The sequence below is a fragment of the Streptomyces sp. V4I8 genome (genome assembly GCF_041261225.1).
Lineage (GTDB): Bacteria > Actinomycetota > Actinomycetes > Streptomycetales > Streptomycetaceae > Streptomyces.
Window position 1 is genome coordinate 8,571,294 of the sequence record NZ_JBGCCN010000001.1, and the last position, 20,643, is coordinate 8,591,936.

A 20,643-nucleotide genomic window follows, 5' to 3' on the forward strand; every position below is an offset into this window, starting at 1 on the left:
TGGCGCCGCCGGGCTGTGGGGCCGTATGGGAGCCAGGCGCCGCGGCACGGGGGGCCGCGGCGGCCGGGACCGGGGGAGTCGGGGCGGCCGGGCTCTGGGGTTTGGGGAGCCGGGGCGGCCGGGACCGGGAAAGCCGGCACGGTCGAGCTTGGGAAGCCGAGCCCGGCGGTGCCCGGGAAGCCGGCCGGGAAGCCGGGTCTCCGAGCCCGGAAGCCAAACTCCGAGCCCCGAAAGCTCAGGTGGCCGAGCCTCCGGAGCTCAGGTGGCGAGGCCGGGGAGCCGTTCGCCTGCGACGGTCGTTGCCGCAGACCGGTCGACGTCGAGCGCCGCGGAACAGTCGACGGTGACCGGCCGCACCGCGACCGACCACGGCCGTAGCTCCGGCGAGGCTCCGGCAAGGCCCGAGCGTGAGGACGGCACGATCCGCAGGACGCCCCCGCAACCCCCCACCGCGGCACGACGACGAGGAGGACTATCGCATGGGACAGCCGCAGCAGCCCGACGAGGCCGAGGCGCGGACAAGGGCCACGGTCGCCGAGACGGGCGTGCCCGGGCCCCCGGCCGGGGCGGGCGGGTCCGGCCCCGCGGCCGAGACCGGGGCCGAGGTGTCCCCGCCCGGCACGGCGGCGGGAAAGCAGCCGCTGCGCGTCGGCATGGTCGGCTACGCCTTCATGGGCGCCGCGCACTCACAGGGCTGGCGCACCGCGGGCCGGGTCTTCGACCTGCCCCGCAGCCCGGTCCTGGCCGCGATCTGCGGGCGGGACGCCACCGCCGTGCGGGCGGCGGCCGAGCGGCACGGCTGGGCGGCGGCCGAGACCGACTGGCGTGCCCTGATCGCGCGGGACGACATCGACCTCGTCGACATCTGCACCCCCGGCGACAGCCACGCCGAGATCGCGCTCGCCGCGCTGGCGGCCGGCAAGCACGTTCTGTGCGAGAAGCCCCTCGCGAACAGCGTCGAGGAGGCGGAGGCGATGGCGGTGGCGGCCGAAGAGGCGTACGGTCGGGGCCAGTTGGCGATGGTCGGCTTCAACTACCGCCGGGTGCCCGCCACCGCACTCGCCCGCGACATGGTCGCCGAGGGCCGCCTGGGGCGGCTCCGGCACGTGCGGGTGACGTACCTTCAGGACTGGCTCGTGAACCCCGAGTCCCCGCTGACCTGGCGGCTGCGCAAGGAGCTGGCCGGCTCGGGCGCGCTCGGCGACCTGGGCGCGCACATCATCGACCTGGCGCAGTACCTGACGGGGGAGCGGCTGTCCGGGGTGTCCGCCGTGACGGAGACCTTCGTCAAGGAACGGCCGCTGCCCGACGGACCCACGAGCGGCCTCTCCGCCGTCGCCGCGAGCGGGACCGGTCAGGTCACCGTCGACGACGCCGCCCTGTTCACCGGACGCTTCCCCTCCGGAGCCCTCGCCTCCTTCGAGGCGACCCGCTACGCCACCGGCCGCAAGAACTCCCTGCGCATCGAACTCAACGGCGAGCACGGCTCGTTGGCCTTCGATCTGGAGCGCCTCAACGAGCTCGCCTACCACGACGGTACGGAACCCGGAGTCCATGCGGGCTTCCGCCGCATCCTCGTCACCGAACCCGACCACCCCTATCTGGACGCCTGGTGGCCCCCGGGCCACGGCCTCGGCTACGAGCACACCTTCGTCCACCAGGCCCGCGACCTGGTCCACGCCATCGCCGAGGGCCGGCAGCCCGAGCCCTCCTTCGCCGACGGGCTGCAGGTGCAGCGCGTGCTGGCGGCGGTGGAGGAGAGCGCCGCGAAGAACTCCGTCTACACCCCGATTGCGGTCTGAGGAGGCTGACGCGCAATGCCGCGTACGTTCACGCTGTTCACCGGCCAGTGGGCCGATCTGCCGCTGGAGGAGGTCTGCCGGCTCGCCCGCGACTTCGGCTACGACGGGCTCGAACTCGCCTGCTGGGGCGACCACTTCGAGGTCGACAAGGCACTCGCGGACCCGTCGTACATCGATTCCAGGAAGGCGCTGCTCGACAAGTACGGCCTCAAGTGCTGGGCGATCTCCAACCACCTGGTCGGCCAGGCCGTCTGCGACGCCATCATCGACGAGCGCCACCAGGCGATCCTGCCGGGCGAGGTGTGGGGCGACGGGGACCCGGAGGGGGTGCGGAAGCGGGCCGCGGACCGTATGAAGGACACCGCGCGCGCCGCCGCCGCCCTCGGCGTCGACACGGTGATCGGCTTCACCGGCTCCGCCATCTGGCACCTGGTCGCGATGTTCCCGCCCGTGCCCGAGTCGATGATCGAGCGCGGCTACGAGGACTTCGCGAACCGCTGGAACCCCATCCTGGACGTCTTCGACGAGGAGGGCGTGCGGTTCGCGCACGAGGTCCATCCCAGTGAGATCGCCTACGACTACTGGACGACCTGGCGGGCCCTGGAAGCTGTGGGGGGCCGCCCCGCCTTCGGCCTGAACTTCGACCCGTCGCACTTCGTGTGGCAGGACCTCGACCCGGTCGGCTTCCTCTGGGACTTCCGCGACCGCATCTACCACGTCGACTGCAAGGAGGCCCGCAAGCGCCTCGACGGCCGCAACGGCCGTCTCAGCTCCCACCTCCCGTGGGGCGACCCGCGCCGCGGCTGGGACTTCGTGTCGGCCGGGCACGGCGACGTCCCCTGGGAGGACGTCTTCCGGATGCTGCGCTCCATCGACTACAAGGGCCCGATCTCCGTCGAGTGGGAGGACGCCGGCATGGACCGGCTCCAGGGCGCCCCCGAAGCGCTGACCCGCCTCAAGGCGTACGACTTCGAGCCGCCCAGCGCGTCCTTCGACGCCGCGTTCAACAGCTGAACCACGCACCCGACGCAGGTCGGGAACGGGGGCCGGCCGCACCGCCGGTCCCCCGTCCGACCTGCACGGATCCTGCTTTGTCCTGTGCGGGGAGAAAGTTCAACCGAGTCTGACGCAAGGGGTGTTCGCCCCGGACGGACGCGGTTACCGTCCCTGAAGTGTTCAGGACACACACGAGAGTGTTCGTGGCGCACGCGAGTGTTCGTGGCGCACACGAGTGTTCATGGCACACCCGCCTCCGGGGTGACGGCGCACCCCGGCGCCCGCACCGCACGTCTTCGCACCCACCCAGTACGGCCCACCCGTTCCCGGAGGGACTTCGTGCACAGATCGAGACTCAGAAGCACCCGCACCCCGAGGCGTCCCAGGCTCCGCACCCCCCTCGCCCTGTTCACCGGCCTGCTCCTGGCCGTGGGCGCCCCGGCCACCGTCGCCGGCGCCCACCCCGGCCACCCGGAGCACGACGAACCCGCCGCCGCCGAAGGGCAGTTCCAGCAGGTGCCGCTCGCCAAGGGCGAACCCGAGATGGGCGAGCCGATGTCGCTCGCCGTACTCCCGGACCGCAGCGTCCTGCACACCTCACGCGACGGCACACTGCGCCTCACCGACCAGGGCGGCGTCACCAAGGTCGCCGGCAAGCTCGACGTCTACAGCCACGACGAGGAAGGCCTTCAGGGCGTCGGCATCGACCCGGACTTCAAGAACAACCGGGCGATCTACCTGTACTACGCCCCGCCGCTGGACACCCCCGCGGGCGACGCCCCGGAGTCCGGCACCGCCGAGGAATTCAAGAAGTTCGACGGCGTCAACCGCCTCTCCCGCTTCGTCCTCAACGCCAACGGCACGCTGAACACGGCCAGCGAGAAGAAGGTCATCGACGTCGCCGCCTCCCGCGGCACCTGCTGCCACGTCGGCGGCGACATCGACTTCGACGCGGCCGGCAACCTCTACCTGTCGACCGGCGACGACACCAACCCCTTCTCCTCCGACGGCTACACCCCCATCGACGACCGCGAGGGCCGCAACCCCGCCTTCGACGCCCGCCGCAGCTCCGGCAACACCAACGACCTGCGTGGCAAGATCCTCCGTATCAAGGTCGCCGAGGACGGCTCGTACACCGTCCCGGAGGGCAACCTCTTCGCCCCGGGCACCGAGAAGACCCGTCCCGAGATCTACGCGATGGGCTTCCGCAACCCGTTCCGGATGAGCGTCGACGACAAGACCGGCATCGTCTACGTCGGCGACTACGGCCCCGACGCGGGCGCCGCCGACCCGAAGCGCGGCCCGGGCGGGCAGGTCGAGTTCGCCAAGGTGACCAAGGCCGCCAACTTCGGCTGGCCCTTCTGTACCGGCGACAACGACGCCTACGTCGACTACGACTTCGCCACGAAGGAGTCCGGCGAGACGTTCGACTGCAACGCCCCGAAGAACACCTCGCCGTACAACACGGGCCTGGTCGACCTGCCGCCCGCGCAGGCCGCCTGGATCCCGTACGACGGCGGCTCCGTGCCCGAGTTCGGCACCGGCTCCGAGTCCCCGATGGGCGGCCCGGTCTACCGCTACGACCCCGAGCTCCAGTCCAGCGTGAAGTTCCCCGAGGCGTACGACGGCGACTTCTTCGCGGGTGAGTTCGGCCGCCGCTGGATCAAGCGGATCGAGCAGAACGAGGACGGCTCCGTCGCGAAGATCAACGACTTCCCCTGGACCGGCACCCAGATCATGGACATGGAGTTCGGCCCCGACGGCGCGCTCTACGTCCTGGACTACGGCATCTCCTGGTTCCAGGCAGACGAGCACTCCGCGCTGTACCGGATCGAGAACGCCGAGGACGGCTTCTCGCCGATCGCCGAGGTGAGCGCCGACAAGACGTCCGGAGCGGCCGGCCTGAAGGTCACGTTCACCGGTTCCGCCAAGGACGCCGACTCCCCGGACCTCACCTACAGCTGGGACTTCGGCGACGGCACCAAGGGCGAGGGCCTCAACCCCACCCACCGGTACAAGAAGGTCGGCACCTACACCGCCACCTTCACCGCCAAGGACCCCGAGGGCAACACCGGCAACGCCAGCACCCGGATCGTGGTCGGCAACACCGAGCCCAAGGTGAGGATCGACATCCCGGGCAACGGCGCCCTGGCCGAATTCGGCAAGCCCGTCCCGTTCAAGGTGACCGTCACCGACCCCGAGGAGACGATCGACTGCTCCAAGGTCAAGGTCGCCTACAGCCTCGGCCACGACTCCCACGCCCATGAGCTGACCAGCGAGATGGGCTGCGAGGGCACCCTGACGCCACCCCCCGGTGACGGCGGCCACGACCCCAACGCCAACATCTACGGCGTCGTCGGCGCCAGCTACACCGACGGCGGGGCGAACGGTCAGGAGGCGCTGACCGGCACCGCCCGCGCCGTGCTCCAGCCGCTGCACCGCCAGGGCGAGCACTTCACCACCCAGTCGGGCGTGTCGGTGATCGACAAGACCGGCGCCAACGGCGGCAAGACCGTCGGCAACATCGACGACGGCGACTGGATCTCCTTCACCCCCTACCGGTTCGACGGGCAGAAGAAGATGACCGTGCGGGCCTCCTCCGGCGGCGCGGGCGGCTTCATCGAGCTGCGCACCGGCTCGCCCGACGGACCGCTGCACGGCTCGGCGTACATCCCGCCCACCGGCAGCTGGGAGACCTTCCAGAACATCGACGTCCCTCTGCGGTCGCTGCCCAAGCGCACCACGGAGATCTACCTGGTCTTCAAGGGCGGCGAGGGTGCGCTGTACGACGTGGACGACTTCGAGTTCTCCAAGCAGCCCTTCAAGGGCGGCAAGAAGGTCCTCGTCTTCTCCAAGACCGCCGGCTTCCGGCACGACTCCATCCCGGCCGGCATCACCGCCCTGAAGGAGCTCGGCGCCCCGGCCGGCATCACGGTCGACGCGACCGAGGAAGCCCGACAGTTCACCACGACCAATCTCGCCAAGTACGACGCGGTGGCCTTCCTGTCCACCACGGGTGACGTGCTCAACGCCGAGCAGCAGAAGGCGTTCGAGGACTACGTGGCGGGCGGTGGCGGCTACATGGGCATCCACGCCGCGGCCGACACCGAGTACGAGTGGGAGTTCTACGGCGGCCTCGTCGGCGCCTACTTCGACTCCCACCCGGCCATCCAGAAGGCCACCGTGCGCGTCGAGGACCACGACCACCCGTCGACCGCGCACCTGGGCGACGCCTGGGAGCGCACCGACGAGTGGTACAACTACCGCACCAACCCGCGGGAGCAGGCCAAGGTCCTCGCCACCCTGGACGAGACCACCTACCAGGGCGGGAACATGAAGGGCGACCACCCGATCGCCTGGTGCCAGAGCTACGGCGGCGGCCGGTCCTTCTACACCGGCGGCGGCCACACCAAGGAGTCCTACGCCGAAGAAGCCTTCCGGGCCCATCTGCTCGGCGGCCTCCAGTACGCCACCGGCCAGGTCAAGGCGGACTGCAAGCCGAGCAAGGACTACCGGAAGATCTTCAACGGCCAGACCCTGGAAGGCTGGAAGCAGGCCGGCCCCGGCAAGTTCAACGTCAAGGACGGCACCCTGGAGTCCGAGGGCGGCATGGGTCTGCTCTGGTACCAGGCCAAGGAGCTGAAGTCGTACTCCCTCAAGCTCGACTGGAAGATGCAGGGCGACGACAACTCCGGGATCTTCGTGGGCTTCCCGGCCTCCGACGACCCCTGGTCCGCGGTGAACAAGGGCTACGAGATCCAGATCGACGCCACGGACGCGCCCGAGCGCACCACGGGATCCGTCTACTCGTTCAAGTCGGCGAACATCAAGGCCCGTGACCAGGTCCTGCGGCCGCCCGGCCAGTGGAACTCCTACGAGATCAAGGTCCAGGGCGAACGCCTCCAGGTGTTCCTCAACGGAGTCAAGATCAACGACTTCACCAACAAGGACCCCGAGCGGAGCCTGACCGACGGTCACATCGGCCTCCAGAACCACGGCGCCGACGACCAGGTCTCCTTCCGCAACATCCAGTTGAAGGAACTGCCCACCACGGGCGGCTGAGCGGCGGCGGGCGGGGGACGCCGGACCCCCGCCCGCCGTCTTTGTCCTTCCCACCGGGGTTCGCGCGCGACAAGAGCGACAAGAGCGACAAGCGGGACAAGCGCGACAGGTACGACAAGCATGACAGGCACGACAGGCACGGCAAGCATGACAGGCACGACAGGCACGACAAGGAGGCTGCCCATGTCCGCGTCCCTCTCCCGACCGCGTGTGGGAGTGTGGCTGATCGGAGCCCGAGGTTCCGTCGCCACCACCGTCGTCACGGGGTGCGCCGCCGTCACCGCGGGGCTGCACCCGCCCACCGGCATGGTGACCGAGACCGCGGCGTTCACCGGCAGTGGCCTGCCCGCGCTGGCCGACCTCGTCTTCGGGGGCCACGACACCCTCGACTGCCCCCTGCCCAAACGCGCCGAGACCCTGACCGCCGGCGGTGTCCTCCCACCGGGCATCGCCACCGCCGTCGCCGCCGAACTCGCCGCCGCCGACCGGGAGATCAGGCCCGGCGGCCCCGCCCCGGGGGACACCAGGAGCGAGGCCGACCTGATCACGGCCTTCGCCGACGACATACGCGACTTCGTACGCCGCCACGATCTGAACCGGGCGGTGGTGGTGAACGTCGCTTCCACCGAACCCGCGTCCCAGGGGCCCGACGCCCCGCTCCCCGCCAGCACTCTGTACGCGCTGGCGGCCCTGCGCGCGGGCTGCCCCTACGTCAACTTCACCCCGTCCGAGGGCATGCACCACCCCGTCGCGGCCCGCGAGGCCGAGCGCAGCGGCCTGCCCTACGCCGGCCGGGACGGCAAGACCGGACAGACGCTGCTGCGAGCCGTGCTGGGCCCGATGTTCGCGCAACGGGCGCTGACGGTCCGGGCCTGGTCCGGCACCAACCTGCTGGGCGGCGGTGACGGCGCGGCCCTCGCCGACCCGGCCGCCGCCGCCGCGAAGAACGCCGGCAAGGAACGCGTCCTCGCCGAAACCCTCGGCACCGTCCCCGAGGGCGAGGTGCACATCGACGACGTCCCCGCCCTCGGCGACTGGAAGACCGCCTGGGACCACATCGCCTTCGACGGCTTCCTCGGCACCCGCATGATCCTCCAGACCATCTGGCAGGGCTGCGACTCGGCACTCGCGGCGCCCCTGGTACTGGACCTGGCCCGCCTCGCCGCCCGCGCCCACGAGGCCGGCCTGACCGGTCCGCTCGGCGAACTCGGCTTCTACTTCAAGGACCCGGTGGGGGGCGGCCCGGCGAGCCTGGGAGAGCAGTACGCGGCGCTGGTCGGCTTGGGGGACCGGCTCCGCCTGGCGGGTGCCGGCGAGACCGCTCGGGGGACGACGGCTCGGGGCGAGGCCGCCGCCCAGGGGGTTGGGCACTGCGAGGCCGCTCCTCGGGGCGCCGATCACTGTGAAGCCGCAGCTCGGGACGCCGGTCACCGCGGGGCTGTCGAGGAGGCTTCTGAACGGGGCGTCGAGGAGGCCCCCGACCGAACCGTCGAGGAGGCTTCCGACCGGGCTGTCGAGGAGGCTTCCGAACGGGCCGTCGATCCGTGCGAGGCCGCTCCGGGTGGGCGACCGTGAGCCGTAGCCGCGCCTGGGCCGAACTGCTGCGGCTCCCCGCTCTGTTCACCGTCCCCGGCGACGCCCTGAGCGGTGCCGTCCCCGTCGCCGCCAGTACCGACGCCGTTCTCACCGGCACCGCCACTGACCCAGCGTGCCGTCGGCGGCGGCATCCGCGCCACCTTCCGCTCCAGGGGGCGCCAGCGGCCCGCGCCGGTTCCGGGCCCACCGTCGTGGCCATCGCCGCGCTCGCCCCGATCGGACGGAAGTCCGCGAAGAAGGTGACCATCGTATGAGCCCGCGGCCCCGCCCGGCGCAGAACCCCGCCGAACCGTCCTCCCGCCCCACCCCTCTCCGCTTCGGCTACGGCACCAACGGCCTCGCCGACGTCCGGCTCGACGACGCCCTGGCCCTCCTCGCAGACCTCGGCTACGACGGGGTCGGCCTGACCCTCGACCACATGCACCTCGACCCCTTCGCCCCTGACCTGCCCGCCCGCACCCACCGAGTCGCCCACCGCCTCGGTGAACTCGGCCTGGCCGTCACGGTGGAGACGGGCGCCCGCTACGTGCTCGACCCGCGCCGCAAACACGGCCCCTCCCTGCTGGACCCGGAGCCCGACGACCGCGCCCGCCGCGTCGACCTGCTGCTGCGCGCCGTCCGGGTCGCCGTCGACCTAGGCGCCCACGCCGTGCACTGCTTCAGTGGCACCCTCCCTCCCGGCACGGACGAGGACACGGCCTGGAAGCGGCTGGCCGACAGCCTCACCCCCGTCCTGGACGCCGCGGCGGCCGCCGATGTGCCGCTCGCCGTCGAACCGGAGCCCGGCCACCTCGTCGCCCGCCTCGACGACTTCCACCGCCTGCGCCGCACCCTCGGCGACCCGGACCCGCTCGGTCTCACCCTCGACATCGGTCACTGCCAGTGTCTCGAACCCCTCTCTCCCGCCGACTGCGTACGCGCCGCCGCGCCCTGGCTGCGCCACGTCCAGATCGAGGACATGCGCCGCGGCGTCCACGAACACCTCCCGTTCGGCGAGGGAGAGATCGACTTCCCGCCCGTCCTGGCAGCCCTCGCCGCCACCGGCTACCAGGGCCTGACCGTGGTCGAACTGCCCCGCCACTCCCACGCAGGCCCTCACTTCGCCGAACTCTCCCTCCCGTTCCTCCGCACGGCCGAGGCCACGGCCCCCCGATCACCCGGATCTGTCCCACCACACGGCGATCCCTCCGCCACCCCCGAAGGGAGCACCTCATGAGCCAGCCCCGCACCAACCCGGCGACCCCGGGCGCGGCAACGGGGAACCGTGCAGCCACGCAGAACCGAGCGGACGCCGAGCCCCGAACCGGCGCCGAGCCCCGAACGAGCGCTGAGAGCCGGTCCGACACTGCGGGCCGGGCTGGCAGCGAGAGTCGAACCGGCGCCGGGGACGGAGCTGGCGCCGTGGGCCGACTGGGTGCCGAGGGTCGAGCGAGCGCTGCGGGCCGGGCCGGCACCGAGAGCCGAGCCGGCGCTGGGGAGGGAACCGGTGCCGGGGGCAGAGACGTCGCCGGGGCGCGGGCCGACGCCGACGGCAGAGAGGTCGCCGCAGGGCGGGCCGGTACCGAGGGCCGAGCGAGCAAGGAGGGCCGAGGCGACGCCGGGGCCAGAGCCGGCGCCGATCCCCGCGGCGGCACCGAGGGCAGACCGACCGCCCAAGGCCACGCAGATGCCCCGAACCCTTCCGACACCCCAGGCACCCCCCTCGCCCTCACCCCACCCGCCGACCTCCGCGCCCACCTCACCGCCCACCTCGACTCAGCCCCCGCGCCTGGCTGCGTCGGGCCCTCGACGAGGCCGCCGCGAACCCCGGCACCCATGGACCCATCTCCGTCTGGGAGTTGCGGATCGCCGAGGCCGGTCGCCGCTGTGGCCCCGAGTATGCGGATGCCGCCCGCGTCCTCATCCTGCACGCGGCTCGCGCCGACGTGGACGCCCTCGCCCGGGTCTACTTCCAGGGCACCGCCGCCGAACGCCGCGCCGTCCTGCACGCACTGCCCCATCTGGTCCCCGGCCCGGAAGCCCTTCCGCTCGTAGAGGACGCCCTGCGCACCAACGACACCCGGCTCCTCGCCGCCGCCGTCGGCCCCTACTCCGCCCGGCACCTCGACCCTCACCAGTGGCGGCACGCCGTCCTCAAGTGCCTGTTCACCGGTGTCCACGTAGACACCGTGGCCGACCTGGACCGCCGCGCCCACCGCGACGCCGAACTCGCCCGCATGCTCGGCGACTACGCCGCCGAACGCATCGCCGCCGGCCGTCCCGTACCCGAAGACCTGCACCGCGTCCTGACCTTGACCGACCCCACGGCCACCCCACCCGCGCCCGCCGCCACGCTCGGCCGCCGCGGCACCGACGGCAAGGAGTCCTGATGCGCCTCTTCGACCCCCACATCCACATGACGTCGCGCACCACCGACGACTACGAGGCCATGTACGCCGCCGGCGTCCGAGCCGTCGTCGAGCCCTCCTTCTGGCTGGGCCAGCCCCGCACCTCTCCCGCCTCCTTCCTCGACTACTTCGACTCCCTGGTCGGCTGGGAGCCCTTCCGTGCCGCCCAGTACGGCATCGCCCACCACTGCACGCTCGCCCTCAACCCCAAGGAGGCGAACGACCCACGCTGCGTGCCGGTCCTGGAGGAACTGCCTCGCTATCTCGTCAAGGACCAGGTCGTCGCCGTCGGTGAGATCGGCTACGACTCGATGACCCCGGCCGAGGACACCGCCCTGGCCGCCCAGCTCCAGCTCGCCGCCGCCCACGAACTTCCCGCACTCGTCCACACCCCGCACCGCGACAAGCTGGCGGGTCTGCGTCGCACCCTCGACGTCGTCCGGGAGTCGGCACTGCCCCCGGACCGCGTCCTGGTCGACCACCTCAACGAGACGACGGTCAAGGAGGCCAAGGGCAGCGGCTGCTGGCTCGGCTTCTCCGTCTATCCCGATACGAAGATGGACGAGGAGCGGATGGTCGCGATCCTCCGCGAGTACGGTCCCGAGCAGGTGCTGGTCAACTCCGCCGCGGACTGGGGCCGGAGCGATCCCCTGAAGACCCGCAAGGTCGCCGACCTGATGCTCGCCGAAGGCTTCGGCGAGGACGACGTCGACCGACTGCTGTGGCGCAACCCTGTCGCCTTCTATGGACTCAGCGACCGCCTCACCCTCGACGTCGCGACCCCGGAGGCGACCCACGAGGGCAACTCCATCCTCCGTGGCGCCCCGAAGGACCCCGAGGAGGGACCGGCCGGCGCACCGGGAGAGCGGGAGGACCCGACCGCCGCCCCCGTTCCGGGAGCGTGAGCCATGCGCTTCCGCCACCCCGACGGCTCCACCGTCCACCTCGCCTACTGCACCAACGTCCACCCGGCCGAGACCCTCGACGGCGTCCTCGCCCAACTCCGCGACCACTGCGAACCCGTCCGCAGACGGCTCGGCCGCGACCGCCTCGGCATCGGCCTGTGGCTTGCCAAGGACGCTGCCCACGCCCTCGTCACCGACCCGTCGGCCCTGCGCGGTCTGCGCACCGAACTCGACCGGCGCGGCCTCGAGGTCGTCACCCTCAACGGCTTCCCCTATGAGGGCTTCGGGGCCGAAGAGGTCAAGTACCGCGTCTACAAACCGGACTGGGCCGACCCCGAACGCCTCGACCACACCACCGCCCTGGCGCGCGTCCTCGCAGGCCTCCTCCCCGACGATGTCACCGAGGGCAGCATCTCCACCCTGCCCCTCGCCTGGCGCACCGCCCACGACGAGCGCAGCGCCGAGACGGCCCACGCCGCTCTGCTCACCCTCGCCGAACGCCTCGACGCCCTGGCGGAGTTGACCGGCCGCGACATCCGCGTCGGCCTCGAACCCGAACCCGGCTGCATCGTCGAGACCACCGGCGACGCCATCGCCCCACTCGCCGCGATCGGCCACGACCGCGTCGGCGTCTGTGTCGACACCTGTCACCTCGCCACCTCCTTCGAAGATCCGCACACCGCCCTGGACGCCCTCGCCCAAGCCCACGTCCCCGTCATCAAGTCCCAGCTCTCAGCAGCCCTGCATGCCGAACACCCCCATCTCCCCGATGTCCGCGAGGCCCTCGCCGCCTTCGACGAACCCCGCTTCCTGCACCAGACCCGCACCGCCACCGCCGCCGGCCTGCGTGGCACCGACGACCTCGGCGAGGCGCTCAAGGGCGACGCCCTGCCCGACGCCTCGCCCTGGCGGGCCCACTTCCACGTCCCGCTCCACGCGGCCCCCGCCGCGCCACTCACCTCCACGCTCCCCGTCCTCAGGGCCGCACTGGCCCGACTCGTCGGCGGCCCGCACCCGCTCACCCGCCACCTCGAGGTCGAGACCTACACCTGGCAGGCGCTACCGGCCGAACTGCGACCCCGCGCCCGCAGCCACCTCGCCGACGGCATCGCCGCCGAACTCACCCTCGCCCGCGACCTGTTGACCGACCTCGGACTCAAGGAGCTGCCATGACCGAGCCACCGGACCCGACGATCTCGGCAGTCCCAGCAGTCCCGGTCGAGACCCCGGCACCCCGACCTGACGCGACCGTCATGCGCCGCCCCACCCCTCTCCTCGTCCTCGACGTCGTCGGCCTCACCCCCCGTCTCCTCGACCACATGCCCCACCTCAAGAGACTCGCCCAGTCCGGCTCCCACGCGCCGCTCGGCACCGTCCTACCGGCCGTCACCTGCGCCGCCCAGTCCACGTTCCTGACCGGCGCCCACCCGTCGGAGCACGGCATCGTCGGCAACGGCTGGTACTTCCGCGACCTCGGCGACGTACTCCTGTGGCGCCAGCACAACAGACTGGTCGCCGGCGACAAGCTGTGGGACGCCGCGCGCCGTGCCCATCCCGGCTACACGGTCGCCAATATCTGCTGGTGGTACGCCATGGGCGCAGACACCGACATCACCGTCACCCCCCGCCCGATCTACTACTCCGACGGCCGCAAGGACCCCGACTGCTACACGCGGCCGCCCGCCCTGCACGACGAACTCACCGCGAAACTCGGCACGTTCCCGCTCTTCCACTTCTGGGGCCCCGGCGCCGACCTCGTCTCCAGCCGCTGGATCATCGACGCGACCCGCCACATCATCCGCACGCGGCACCCCGACCTGACCCTGTGCTACCTCCCTCACCTCGACTACGACCTGCAACGCTTCGGCCCCGACGACCCACGCTCACTGAAAGCGGCCGCCGACCTGGACGCCGCCATGGCCCCGCTGCTGGATGACGCGCGCGCAGAGGGCCGTACCGTCGTCGCGCTGTCCGAGTACGGCATCACCCGCGTGAGCCGCCCCGTCGACATCAACCGCGCCCTGAGGCGGGCGGGCCTGCTCGAAGTACACACCCAGGACGGCATGGAGTACCTCGACCCGATGGCGTCACGCGCCTTCGCGGTCGCCGACCACCAGATCGCCCACGTCTACGTACGCCGACCGGAGGACCTCGACGCTACCCGGGCAGCCCTGGACGGACTCCCCGGCATCGATCAACTCCTCCACGACGAGGGCAAGAAGGACCACCATCTCGACCACCCGCGCTCCGGCGAGCTCGTCGCCATCGCGGAGCCGGATGCCTGGTTCACGTACTACTACTGGCTCGACGACGCCCACGCGCCCGACTTCGCGCGACTCGTCGAGATCCACCGCAAACCCGGCTACGACCCGGTCGAACTCTTCATGGATCCCCTCGACCCCTACGTCAAGGTCAAGGCGGCGACCGCGCTCGCCCGCAAGAAACTCGGCATGCGCTACCGCATGGCGGTCGTGCCCCTGGATCCGTCACCTATTCGCGGCAGCCATGGCCGCATCCCCGAGAGCGACGACGAAGGTCCGCTCCTCATTTGCTCCACCCCCCGCGCTGTCGGCGACCGCGTCGCGGCCACCGATGTGAAGTCACTTCTGCTCCGACTCGCCGGTCTCGGCTGAGTGGTCAGCCCGCTCAGTTCCGACCGATCACAAGTGAAGCACTCACCACTGACAACGGCCTTCGATCACAGGGAGTTCCAGGCATGAGCCGCTTTTCCCAGACGGATCCCGAACTCACCCACCGCCTCACCAGACGAGGCATGCTCGGCGTCGCTGCCGGCACCACGGCCGCCGCCCTGCTGGGCGCCGCCGCAGCCCCCGCGACCGCCGCCCCCGGCACCGCGCCCACTACCGACGCGGCCTCCCGCGGCGCCGGCCGAGGCCGCCCCGTGCTCCCGCCCGGCCGCCTCGGCATCCAGCTCTACAGCCTGCGCGACAAGGTCTCCACGCTCGGCTTCGCCCCCGTCTTCGCCGAGTTGGCGAAGTACGGCTACGACGAGGTGGAGTTCGCCGGATACACCCAGGGCTCGGCAGGCCCGATCACCCTCGCCCAGCTCAAGCGGCTGGCCCGGAACCACGGCCTGAACCCGATCGGCAGCCACGTCGGCTACTACTCCAACGACCCCGGCGCCTACACCTTCGCCCAGAACCTCACCAAGGTCCTCGACGACGCCCAGGCCCTCGGCCTGAAGCACATCGGCACGGCCTCGGGGCCGTTCCGCTACGGCTCTACCGTCGACGCCTGGAAGCGGGCCGCGGAGGAGTTCAACACCTACGGCGCGGCGGCCAAGGCACGCGGCATGAAGTTCTACCAGCACAACCACTCCGAGGAGTTCTCCTTCGCCACCGACAACCCCAAGGTCCGCCTCTACGACGTGCTGCTCGCCGAGACCGACCCCGACCTCGTCTACCTGGAGATGGACATCTTCTGGGCGTACTCGGGCCAGTTCCGCTTCTCGAAGCGGCCCGACGGATCGGCCGCCCCCTTCGAGCCGCTGGACTACGTCCTCAAGCAGCCGCACCGCTACCCGCTCTTCCACGTCAAGGACGGCGTGAGTGACCCGACCAACCAGTACGGCTACGACATGGTCGACGTCGGCGACGGCGACATCGACTACCAGCGGTTCATCTCCGCTGTGACGAAGCTGCGCGGACAGCGGTTCGCCCACCACTGGCAGGCGGAACACGACAACCCGACCGAGTCGTTCACGTTCGCACGCCGTTCGAGTGAGCACCTGCACTCGCTGCGGGAGAAGGGCTGCTGACGGCCGTACCGACGTGAGAGGCCCTCCCCCGGATCGGGGAGGGCCTCCTCATGTGCGCGGCCTGTCAGCGCGCAGGGTGCGGAACCGCCACGCTCCGCCCCGGCTGCCGCAGCAGCAACGCGATCGCCGCCGCCACGAGCGACACGCCGCCGGCCAGCGCGTACGCGCCGTCATATCCCCAGGCCGCGACGACCATGGAGCCGAGACCGCCACCGAACAGGCCGCTGATCAGCTTGCCGCTGTAGACCAGGCCGTAGTTGGTCGCGTTGTGGTTCTCCCCGAAGTAGTCCGGGGTGAGCGCCGCGAACAGCGGGTAGAAGGCGCCGCCGCCGAAGCCGGAGAGGAAGGCGAAGAACAGGAACAGCCATTCGCTCCGGAGGTCTCCGGCCCAGATCACTCCGAATTGGGCGAGACCCAGGACGACGATCACGGACACCAGCGTCGACTTACGGCCCCAGCGGTCGGACAGCCAGCCCACGACACCGCGGCCGACGCCGTTGATGACCGCCATCACACCCATCGACGACGCCGCGACCAGCGGGCCGAAGCCGACCTCCTTGGCGTAGTCGACCTGGAAGGAGATGCCGAAGATCGACACCCCGGCGGTCAGCACGACGGACAGCCACATCAGGGGCAGCATGCCCGTCCTGATCGCCTCCCGGGGCGTGTACTGCTTCACCGCAGGAGGGTTCCTGGCCAGGCTGACCGCGTTCTTCCGGTCGCCCGAGAACGACAGCGGATCGGCGTCCGCGGGCCACCAGTTCTTCGGTGGGTCCTTGAAGAAGAACGCGCATCCGAAGACGACGATCATGATGTAGCAGCCGATCAGGTCCAGCACCCGGTGGTAGTTCGCGGTGTCGAACCCGTAGTTGAAGATGAAGATGAACGGCAGCGATCCGTACGCGAACCCGCCGTTGACGAACCCGGTCCGGGCCCCGCGGCGTTCCGGGAACCACTTGCCGACCATGTTGATGCAGGTCGCGTAGACCAGGCCGGCGCCGATGCCGCCGATGACACCGAAGCCGAGAATCGCCAGCAGGACGTTGTTCAGGTGCGAGAGAGCGAGGAACCCCAGCAGGCACATGCCCGAGCCCAGGTACATGGCCCTGCGGGCCGTCAGGATGCCCTTCTCGCGCAGCCAGCCCGCCGGGAAGGCGACGCCGGCCTGGAAGAACACCCAGACGCTGAGGATCCAGAAGGTGTTGCTCTGCGTCCAGCCGTGCGCGTGGGACAGGGTGTCCTCCGCGGAGCCGTACGCGTATTCGAAGATGCTGATGGCCATCATGGCGATCCACGGGAGGTACACCATGATCTTGCGCGAGTGGCCGAGGAGGTCCCGGTCGGTCTCGCCGACGCGGTAGACGCGCCCGCGCGCGTCGGTGACCTCGCGGTAGGGACGGTGTGCGGCGTCGGAGTGTGCGGACGAACTGCTTGCTGCGTACGGATCTGCCGTCATGTCAGGCCATGTCCTCGCCGAGCGGTTGCGGGTTGGGAGAGATGCGGCTCGTTTCCTTGTCGCGTCCCGGCGGGCTGAGGAACAGCGCCACGCAGCCGGCGAAGAGCGAGATCGAGCCCGCCAGGATGAAGGCGCCGGAGTGACCCCAGGCGCTGACGACCACGGCACCCATGCCCGCGCCCAGACCGGAGACGAGCTTGGCGCTGTAGACCATGCCGTAGTTGGACGCGTTGTTGTTCTCGCCGAAGTAGTCGGCGGTCAGGGCCGCGAACATCGGGAAGATGGCGCCGCCGCCGAAGCCGGAGATCGCGGAGAAGATCAGGAACAGGGTGAGGTTCTTGCTCTCGGCCGACCAGAGGATGCCGTACTGGGCGAGGCCCAGGATGACGCACACGGCGAGCAGGCACCGCTTGCGTCCGTAGAGGTCGGAGAGCCAGCCGATCACGCCGCGGCCGGTACCGTTGACGACCGCCTTCAGCGACATGGCCGTCGCGACGATGCCGCCCGCGAATCCGGCCTCCTCACCGATGTCCACCTGGAAGGCGATACCGAAGATGTTCACGCCGGACGTGCACGCCAGACAGAACCACATCAGGGCCACCCGCCCGGTCTTCCAGGCCTCGCGCGGGGTGTACTGGCGCACGGCCGGCGGGTTCATCCGCAGCGAACGGGCAGCGCGCGGGTCCTTGGGAGGGTTGAGCGGGTCGACCGCCGCGGGCCACCAGTTCTTCGGCGGGTCCTTGAAGAAGAAGCCGGCCACTCCCACCATGGTGGCGAGGAAGAGGCCGACCGAGACCAGCACCCAGCGGAAGTTGGTCAGGTCCATGTAGCCGGTGAAGAGGAAGACGAAGGGCACCGAGCCGTAGGCGAAGCCGCCGTTGACGAATCCGGTCTTGCCGCCCTTGCGCTCCGGATACCACTTGCCGACCATGTTGACGCAGGTGGCGTAGACCATGCCGGCGCCCATGCCGCTGAACATACTGAAGCCGATGTATGCGACGACGACATGCGGTGCGTAGGCCAGCGAGAGGTAGCCCACCAGTGTGCCCGCCGCACCCAGCATCATGGCGAAACGGGCCGGCAGCTTGCCGGACTCGCGCAGCTTGCCGGCGGGAAAGGCCACCGCGGCCTGGAAGAACACCCAGACCGTCATCATCCAGAAGATGTGCGCACTGGCCCAGTGGTGCGCAGTGTGGAGGGTGTCCTCGGCGGACGCGAACGCGTACTCGGCGGAGGAGATGCCCATCATGCCGATCCAGGGCAGGATCACCATCCACTTGCGCTTGCGCCCCATGATGTCGATGTCGGACTCGCCGATGCGGTAGACGCGTCCGTTCTTGTCGGTCACCTCGCGATAGGCGGTGACCCGTGGAACGTCGGTGGTTGTCACGTTGGTTGCACCCCTTGCGTCGAAAGTTCTGGCCAGCGCCCCCTGTCCAATGCCTTTCGTGCGCGCGCGGGTCCCGGGGCCGGCCGACGCGCACCGTCGGCCGGCCCCCCCGCTGCCCTCACCTCATGAACCGCCCCCCAACAACCCCGCGGCCCGCGCCCACCGGTACTTCGCGCCGAGCACGGCCACCGGCTTCTCCGTCGTGTACGGGTACGCCACGACCCCCCGCTCGTACAGGTACTGGCAGGCCTCCTCGACCTCGACGTCACCCGCGAGCGACGCGACGACGGGCTTCTCTATGCCCCGCTCACGGAACTCGGCCACCACGCGCGCGGTGAGCTCCGCGAAGACCATCGGGGGAGTCACGATCGTGTGCCAGTAGCCCAGGACGAGCGAGTGGATGCGCGGGTCCTCCAGGCCGAGCCGGATCGTCGCCTCGTACGTCGACGGCGGCTCGCCGCCCGTGATGTCCACCGGGTTGCCCGCGGCCCCGAAGGGCGGGATGAACTTCCGGAACGCCTCGTCCAGGTCCGGCGGGATCTCCATCAGGGACAGGCCGTTGTCGGTCACGGCATCCGACAGCAGCACGCCGCTGCCGCCGGCCCCCGTGATGATCACGACGTTGTCGCCCTTGGGAGTGGGAAGCACCGGCAACGCGCGCGCGTACTCGAGCATTTCGTTCAGCCCGGGCGCCCGGATAACACCGGCCTGCTTGAGGATGTCCTCGTACACGGCGTCGTCGCCGGCGAGGGCTCCGGTGTGCGAGCCTGCGGCCTTCGCGCCCGCCGCCGTACGTCCCGCCTTCAGCACCACGACCGGCTTCTTCGGTACGGTCGCCCGCGCTGCCTCGACGAAGGCGCGCCCGTCCTTGAGGTCCTCCAGATGCATGGCGATGCAGTCGGTGTGCGGGTCCTCACCGAACCAGGTCAGCAGGTCGTCCTCGTCCAGGTCCGACTTGTTGCCGAGGCCCACGATCGCCGACACGCCCGTCTTCGTGGTCCGCGCGAAGCCCAGGATGGCCATCCCGATACCGCCGGACTGCGAGGTCAGCGCCACCCCGCCCTTGACGTCGTACGGCGTGCAGAACGTGGCGCATAGGTCCTGCCACGTCGAGTAGTAGCCGTAGATGTTCGGCCCGAGCAGCCGCACGCCGTGCCGCTCGGCGATGGCCACGATCTCCTCCTGGAGTTCGTGCTCACCGGTCTCCGCGAACCCGGAGGGGATCAACACGGCGTTGGGGATCCCCTTGCGTCCCACCTCCTCCAGGGCCGAGGCCACGAACTTGGCGGGGATCGCGAAGACCGCCACATCCACCTCACCGGGAACGTCCGTGACACTCTTGTACGCCTTGCGGCCCAGAATGTCATCGGCCTTGGGGTTCACCGGATGGATGTCCCCGGCGAAACCACCGTCGATGAGGTTGCGCATGACCGAATTGCCGATCTTGCCCTGCTCGTTGGAGGCCCCGATGACGGCGACCGATGACGGCTGCATCAACCGGCGCATGGAGGTGAGGATCTCCTCGCGCGAGTAGCGGCGTCGCTGCTTCGCCGGAGCTTCGGCGAGGATCACTCGGATGTCCGCCGCCACGGCCCCCTCCGCGGTCGCGATGACCGGGTTGAGGTCCACCTCCGCGATCTCCGGGAAGTCCGCGACCAGCTGCGAGACCCGCCGGATCTGCTCGGCGATCGCCCACCGGTCCACGGCGGCCTGGCCGCGCACCCCGTGCAGGATCTCCGCCGCCCGGATGGAGTCCAGCATGGACAGTGCCTCGTCGGCGGTCACGGGAGCGAGCCGGAAGGTGACGTCCTTGAGGACCTCGACCAGCACCCCGCCGAGCCCGAAGGCCACGACCTTGCCGAACGTCGGGTCGGTGACCGCGCCGACGATGACCTCCTGCCCCCGTGGGAGGAGTTCCTGCACCTGTACGCCCTCGATACGGGCATCCGCGTCGTACGCGCGCGCGTTGTCGACGATCTTGTGGAACGCGGCCCGTACGTCCGTCGCCCCCTCGACGCCGACGATCACGCCGCCCGCGTCGGTCTTGTGGAGGATGTCCGGCGAGACGATCTTCATCACCACGGGCCCGCCGAAGCGCGCCGCGTACGCCACCGCCTCGTCGACGTCGGTGGCGAGCTCCTCGCCCGGTACGGCGATCCCGTACGCGTCGGCGATCACCTTGCCCTCGGGCGCGGTCAGCGCCGTGCGTCCCTCCGTCCGCACGGAGTCGAGGAGCGTCCGCACCCTCAGGACGCGGTCTTCGGCCATCAC

General features: G+C 70.6%; 14 protein-coding genes and 1 pseudogene. 11 read left to right on the forward strand and 4 right to left on the reverse strand.

Going from position 1 to position 20,643, the window contains the following annotated elements; all coding sequences use genetic code 11:
• Positions 1–258 precede the first annotated feature (258 nt).
• Entirely contained in the window at positions 259–420 is a 162-nt protein-coding gene (locus ABIE67_RS38870) for a hypothetical protein (protein ID WP_370266253.1), read from the reverse strand.
• Between the two features lie 59 nt (positions 421–479).
• Here ABIE67_RS38870 and ABIE67_RS38875 point away from each other — a divergent pair, with 59 nt between their 5' ends.
• From ABIE67_RS38875 to ABIE67_RS38925, 11 genes and pseudogenes are all read left to right on the forward strand, one after another.
• Positions 480–1,802 carry a Gfo/Idh/MocA family protein gene (locus ABIE67_RS38875; RefSeq protein WP_370266255.1) on the forward strand — a complete coding sequence of 441 codons (1,323 nt, stop codon included), beginning with the start codon at positions 480–482 and terminating at the stop codon, positions 1,800–1,802.
• Positions 1,803–1,817: 15 nt separating this feature from the next.
• Positions 1,818–2,816, forward strand: a complete 999-nt coding sequence (locus tag ABIE67_RS38880) for a sugar phosphate isomerase/epimerase family protein (protein WP_370266257.1) — start codon at positions 1,818–1,820, stop codon at positions 2,814–2,816.
• A gap of 321 nt (positions 2,817–3,137) precedes the next feature.
• The gene (locus ABIE67_RS38885) at positions 3,138–6,860 is read left to right on the forward strand and encodes a ThuA domain-containing protein (protein WP_370266259.1); all 3,723 of its coding nucleotides are present in this window, start codon (positions 3,138–3,140) and stop codon (positions 6,858–6,860) included.
• Positions 6,861–7,043: 183 nt separating this feature from the next.
• Positions 7,044–8,435, forward strand: coding sequence for an inositol-3-phosphate synthase (locus ABIE67_RS38890; RefSeq protein ID WP_370266261.1), 1,392 nt, complete (start codon positions 7,044–7,046; stop codon positions 8,433–8,435).
• Positions 8,432–8,710, forward strand: a complete 279-nt coding sequence (locus ABIE67_RS38895; RefSeq protein ID WP_370266263.1) for a hypothetical protein — start codon at positions 8,432–8,434, stop codon at positions 8,708–8,710. The genes ABIE67_RS38890 and ABIE67_RS38895 overlap by 4 nt, the downstream gene beginning before the upstream one ends.
• Positions 8,707–9,672, forward strand: coding sequence for a sugar phosphate isomerase/epimerase family protein (locus ABIE67_RS38900; protein WP_370266265.1), 966 nt, complete (start codon positions 8,707–8,709; stop codon positions 9,670–9,672). Before ABIE67_RS38895 ends, ABIE67_RS38900 begins: the two co-directional genes overlap by 4 nt.
• 467 nt (positions 9,673–10,139) lie before the next feature.
• A pseudogene (locus ABIE67_RS38905) lies at positions 10,140–10,825 on the forward strand (EboA domain-containing protein); the annotation flags it as partial.
• Positions 10,825–11,748 (forward strand): TatD family hydrolase, encoded by a 924-nt coding sequence (locus ABIE67_RS38910; RefSeq protein WP_370266267.1) that lies wholly within the window; start codon positions 10,825–10,827, stop codon positions 11,746–11,748. The pseudogene ABIE67_RS38905 and the gene ABIE67_RS38910, both read left to right, overlap by 1 nt.
• A gap of 3 nt (positions 11,749–11,751) precedes the next feature.
• Complete coding sequence (gene eboE, locus ABIE67_RS38915) at positions 11,752–12,921, forward strand: metabolite traffic protein EboE (protein ID WP_370266268.1); 1,170 nt, start codon at positions 11,752–11,754, stop codon at positions 12,919–12,921.
• Between the two features lie 80 nt (positions 12,922–13,001).
• Positions 13,002–14,381, forward strand: coding sequence for an alkaline phosphatase family protein (locus ABIE67_RS38920; RefSeq protein ID WP_370269364.1), 1,380 nt, complete (start codon positions 13,002–13,004; stop codon positions 14,379–14,381).
• 83 nt (positions 14,382–14,464) lie between these two features.
• The gene (locus ABIE67_RS38925; RefSeq protein ID WP_370266269.1) at positions 14,465–15,526 is read left to right on the forward strand and encodes a sugar phosphate isomerase/epimerase family protein; all 1,062 of its coding nucleotides are present in this window, start codon (positions 14,465–14,467) and stop codon (positions 15,524–15,526) included.
• Positions 15,527–15,590: 64 nt separating this feature from the next.
• On the opposite strand, the gene ABIE67_RS38930 is transcribed toward ABIE67_RS38925, so the two are convergent.
• The 3 genes from ABIE67_RS38930 to ABIE67_RS38940 form a co-directional block, all read right to left on the reverse strand.
• Positions 15,591–16,982 (reverse strand): OFA family MFS transporter, encoded by a 1,392-nt coding sequence (locus ABIE67_RS38930; protein ID WP_370266270.1) that lies wholly within the window; start codon positions 16,980–16,982, stop codon positions 15,591–15,593.
• Between the two features lies 1 nt (position 16,983).
• Positions 16,984–18,372, reverse strand: coding sequence for an OFA family MFS transporter (locus ABIE67_RS38935; protein ID WP_370266271.1), 1,389 nt, complete (start codon positions 18,370–18,372; stop codon positions 16,984–16,986).
• A 123-nt stretch (positions 18,373–18,495) separates the two neighbouring features.
• Positions 18,496–20,640 carry an acetate--CoA ligase family protein gene (locus ABIE67_RS38940; RefSeq protein ID WP_370266273.1) on the reverse strand — a complete coding sequence of 715 codons (2,145 nt, stop codon included), beginning with the start codon at positions 20,638–20,640 and terminating at the stop codon, positions 18,496–18,498.
• Between the last annotated feature and the right edge of the window lie 3 nt (positions 20,641–20,643).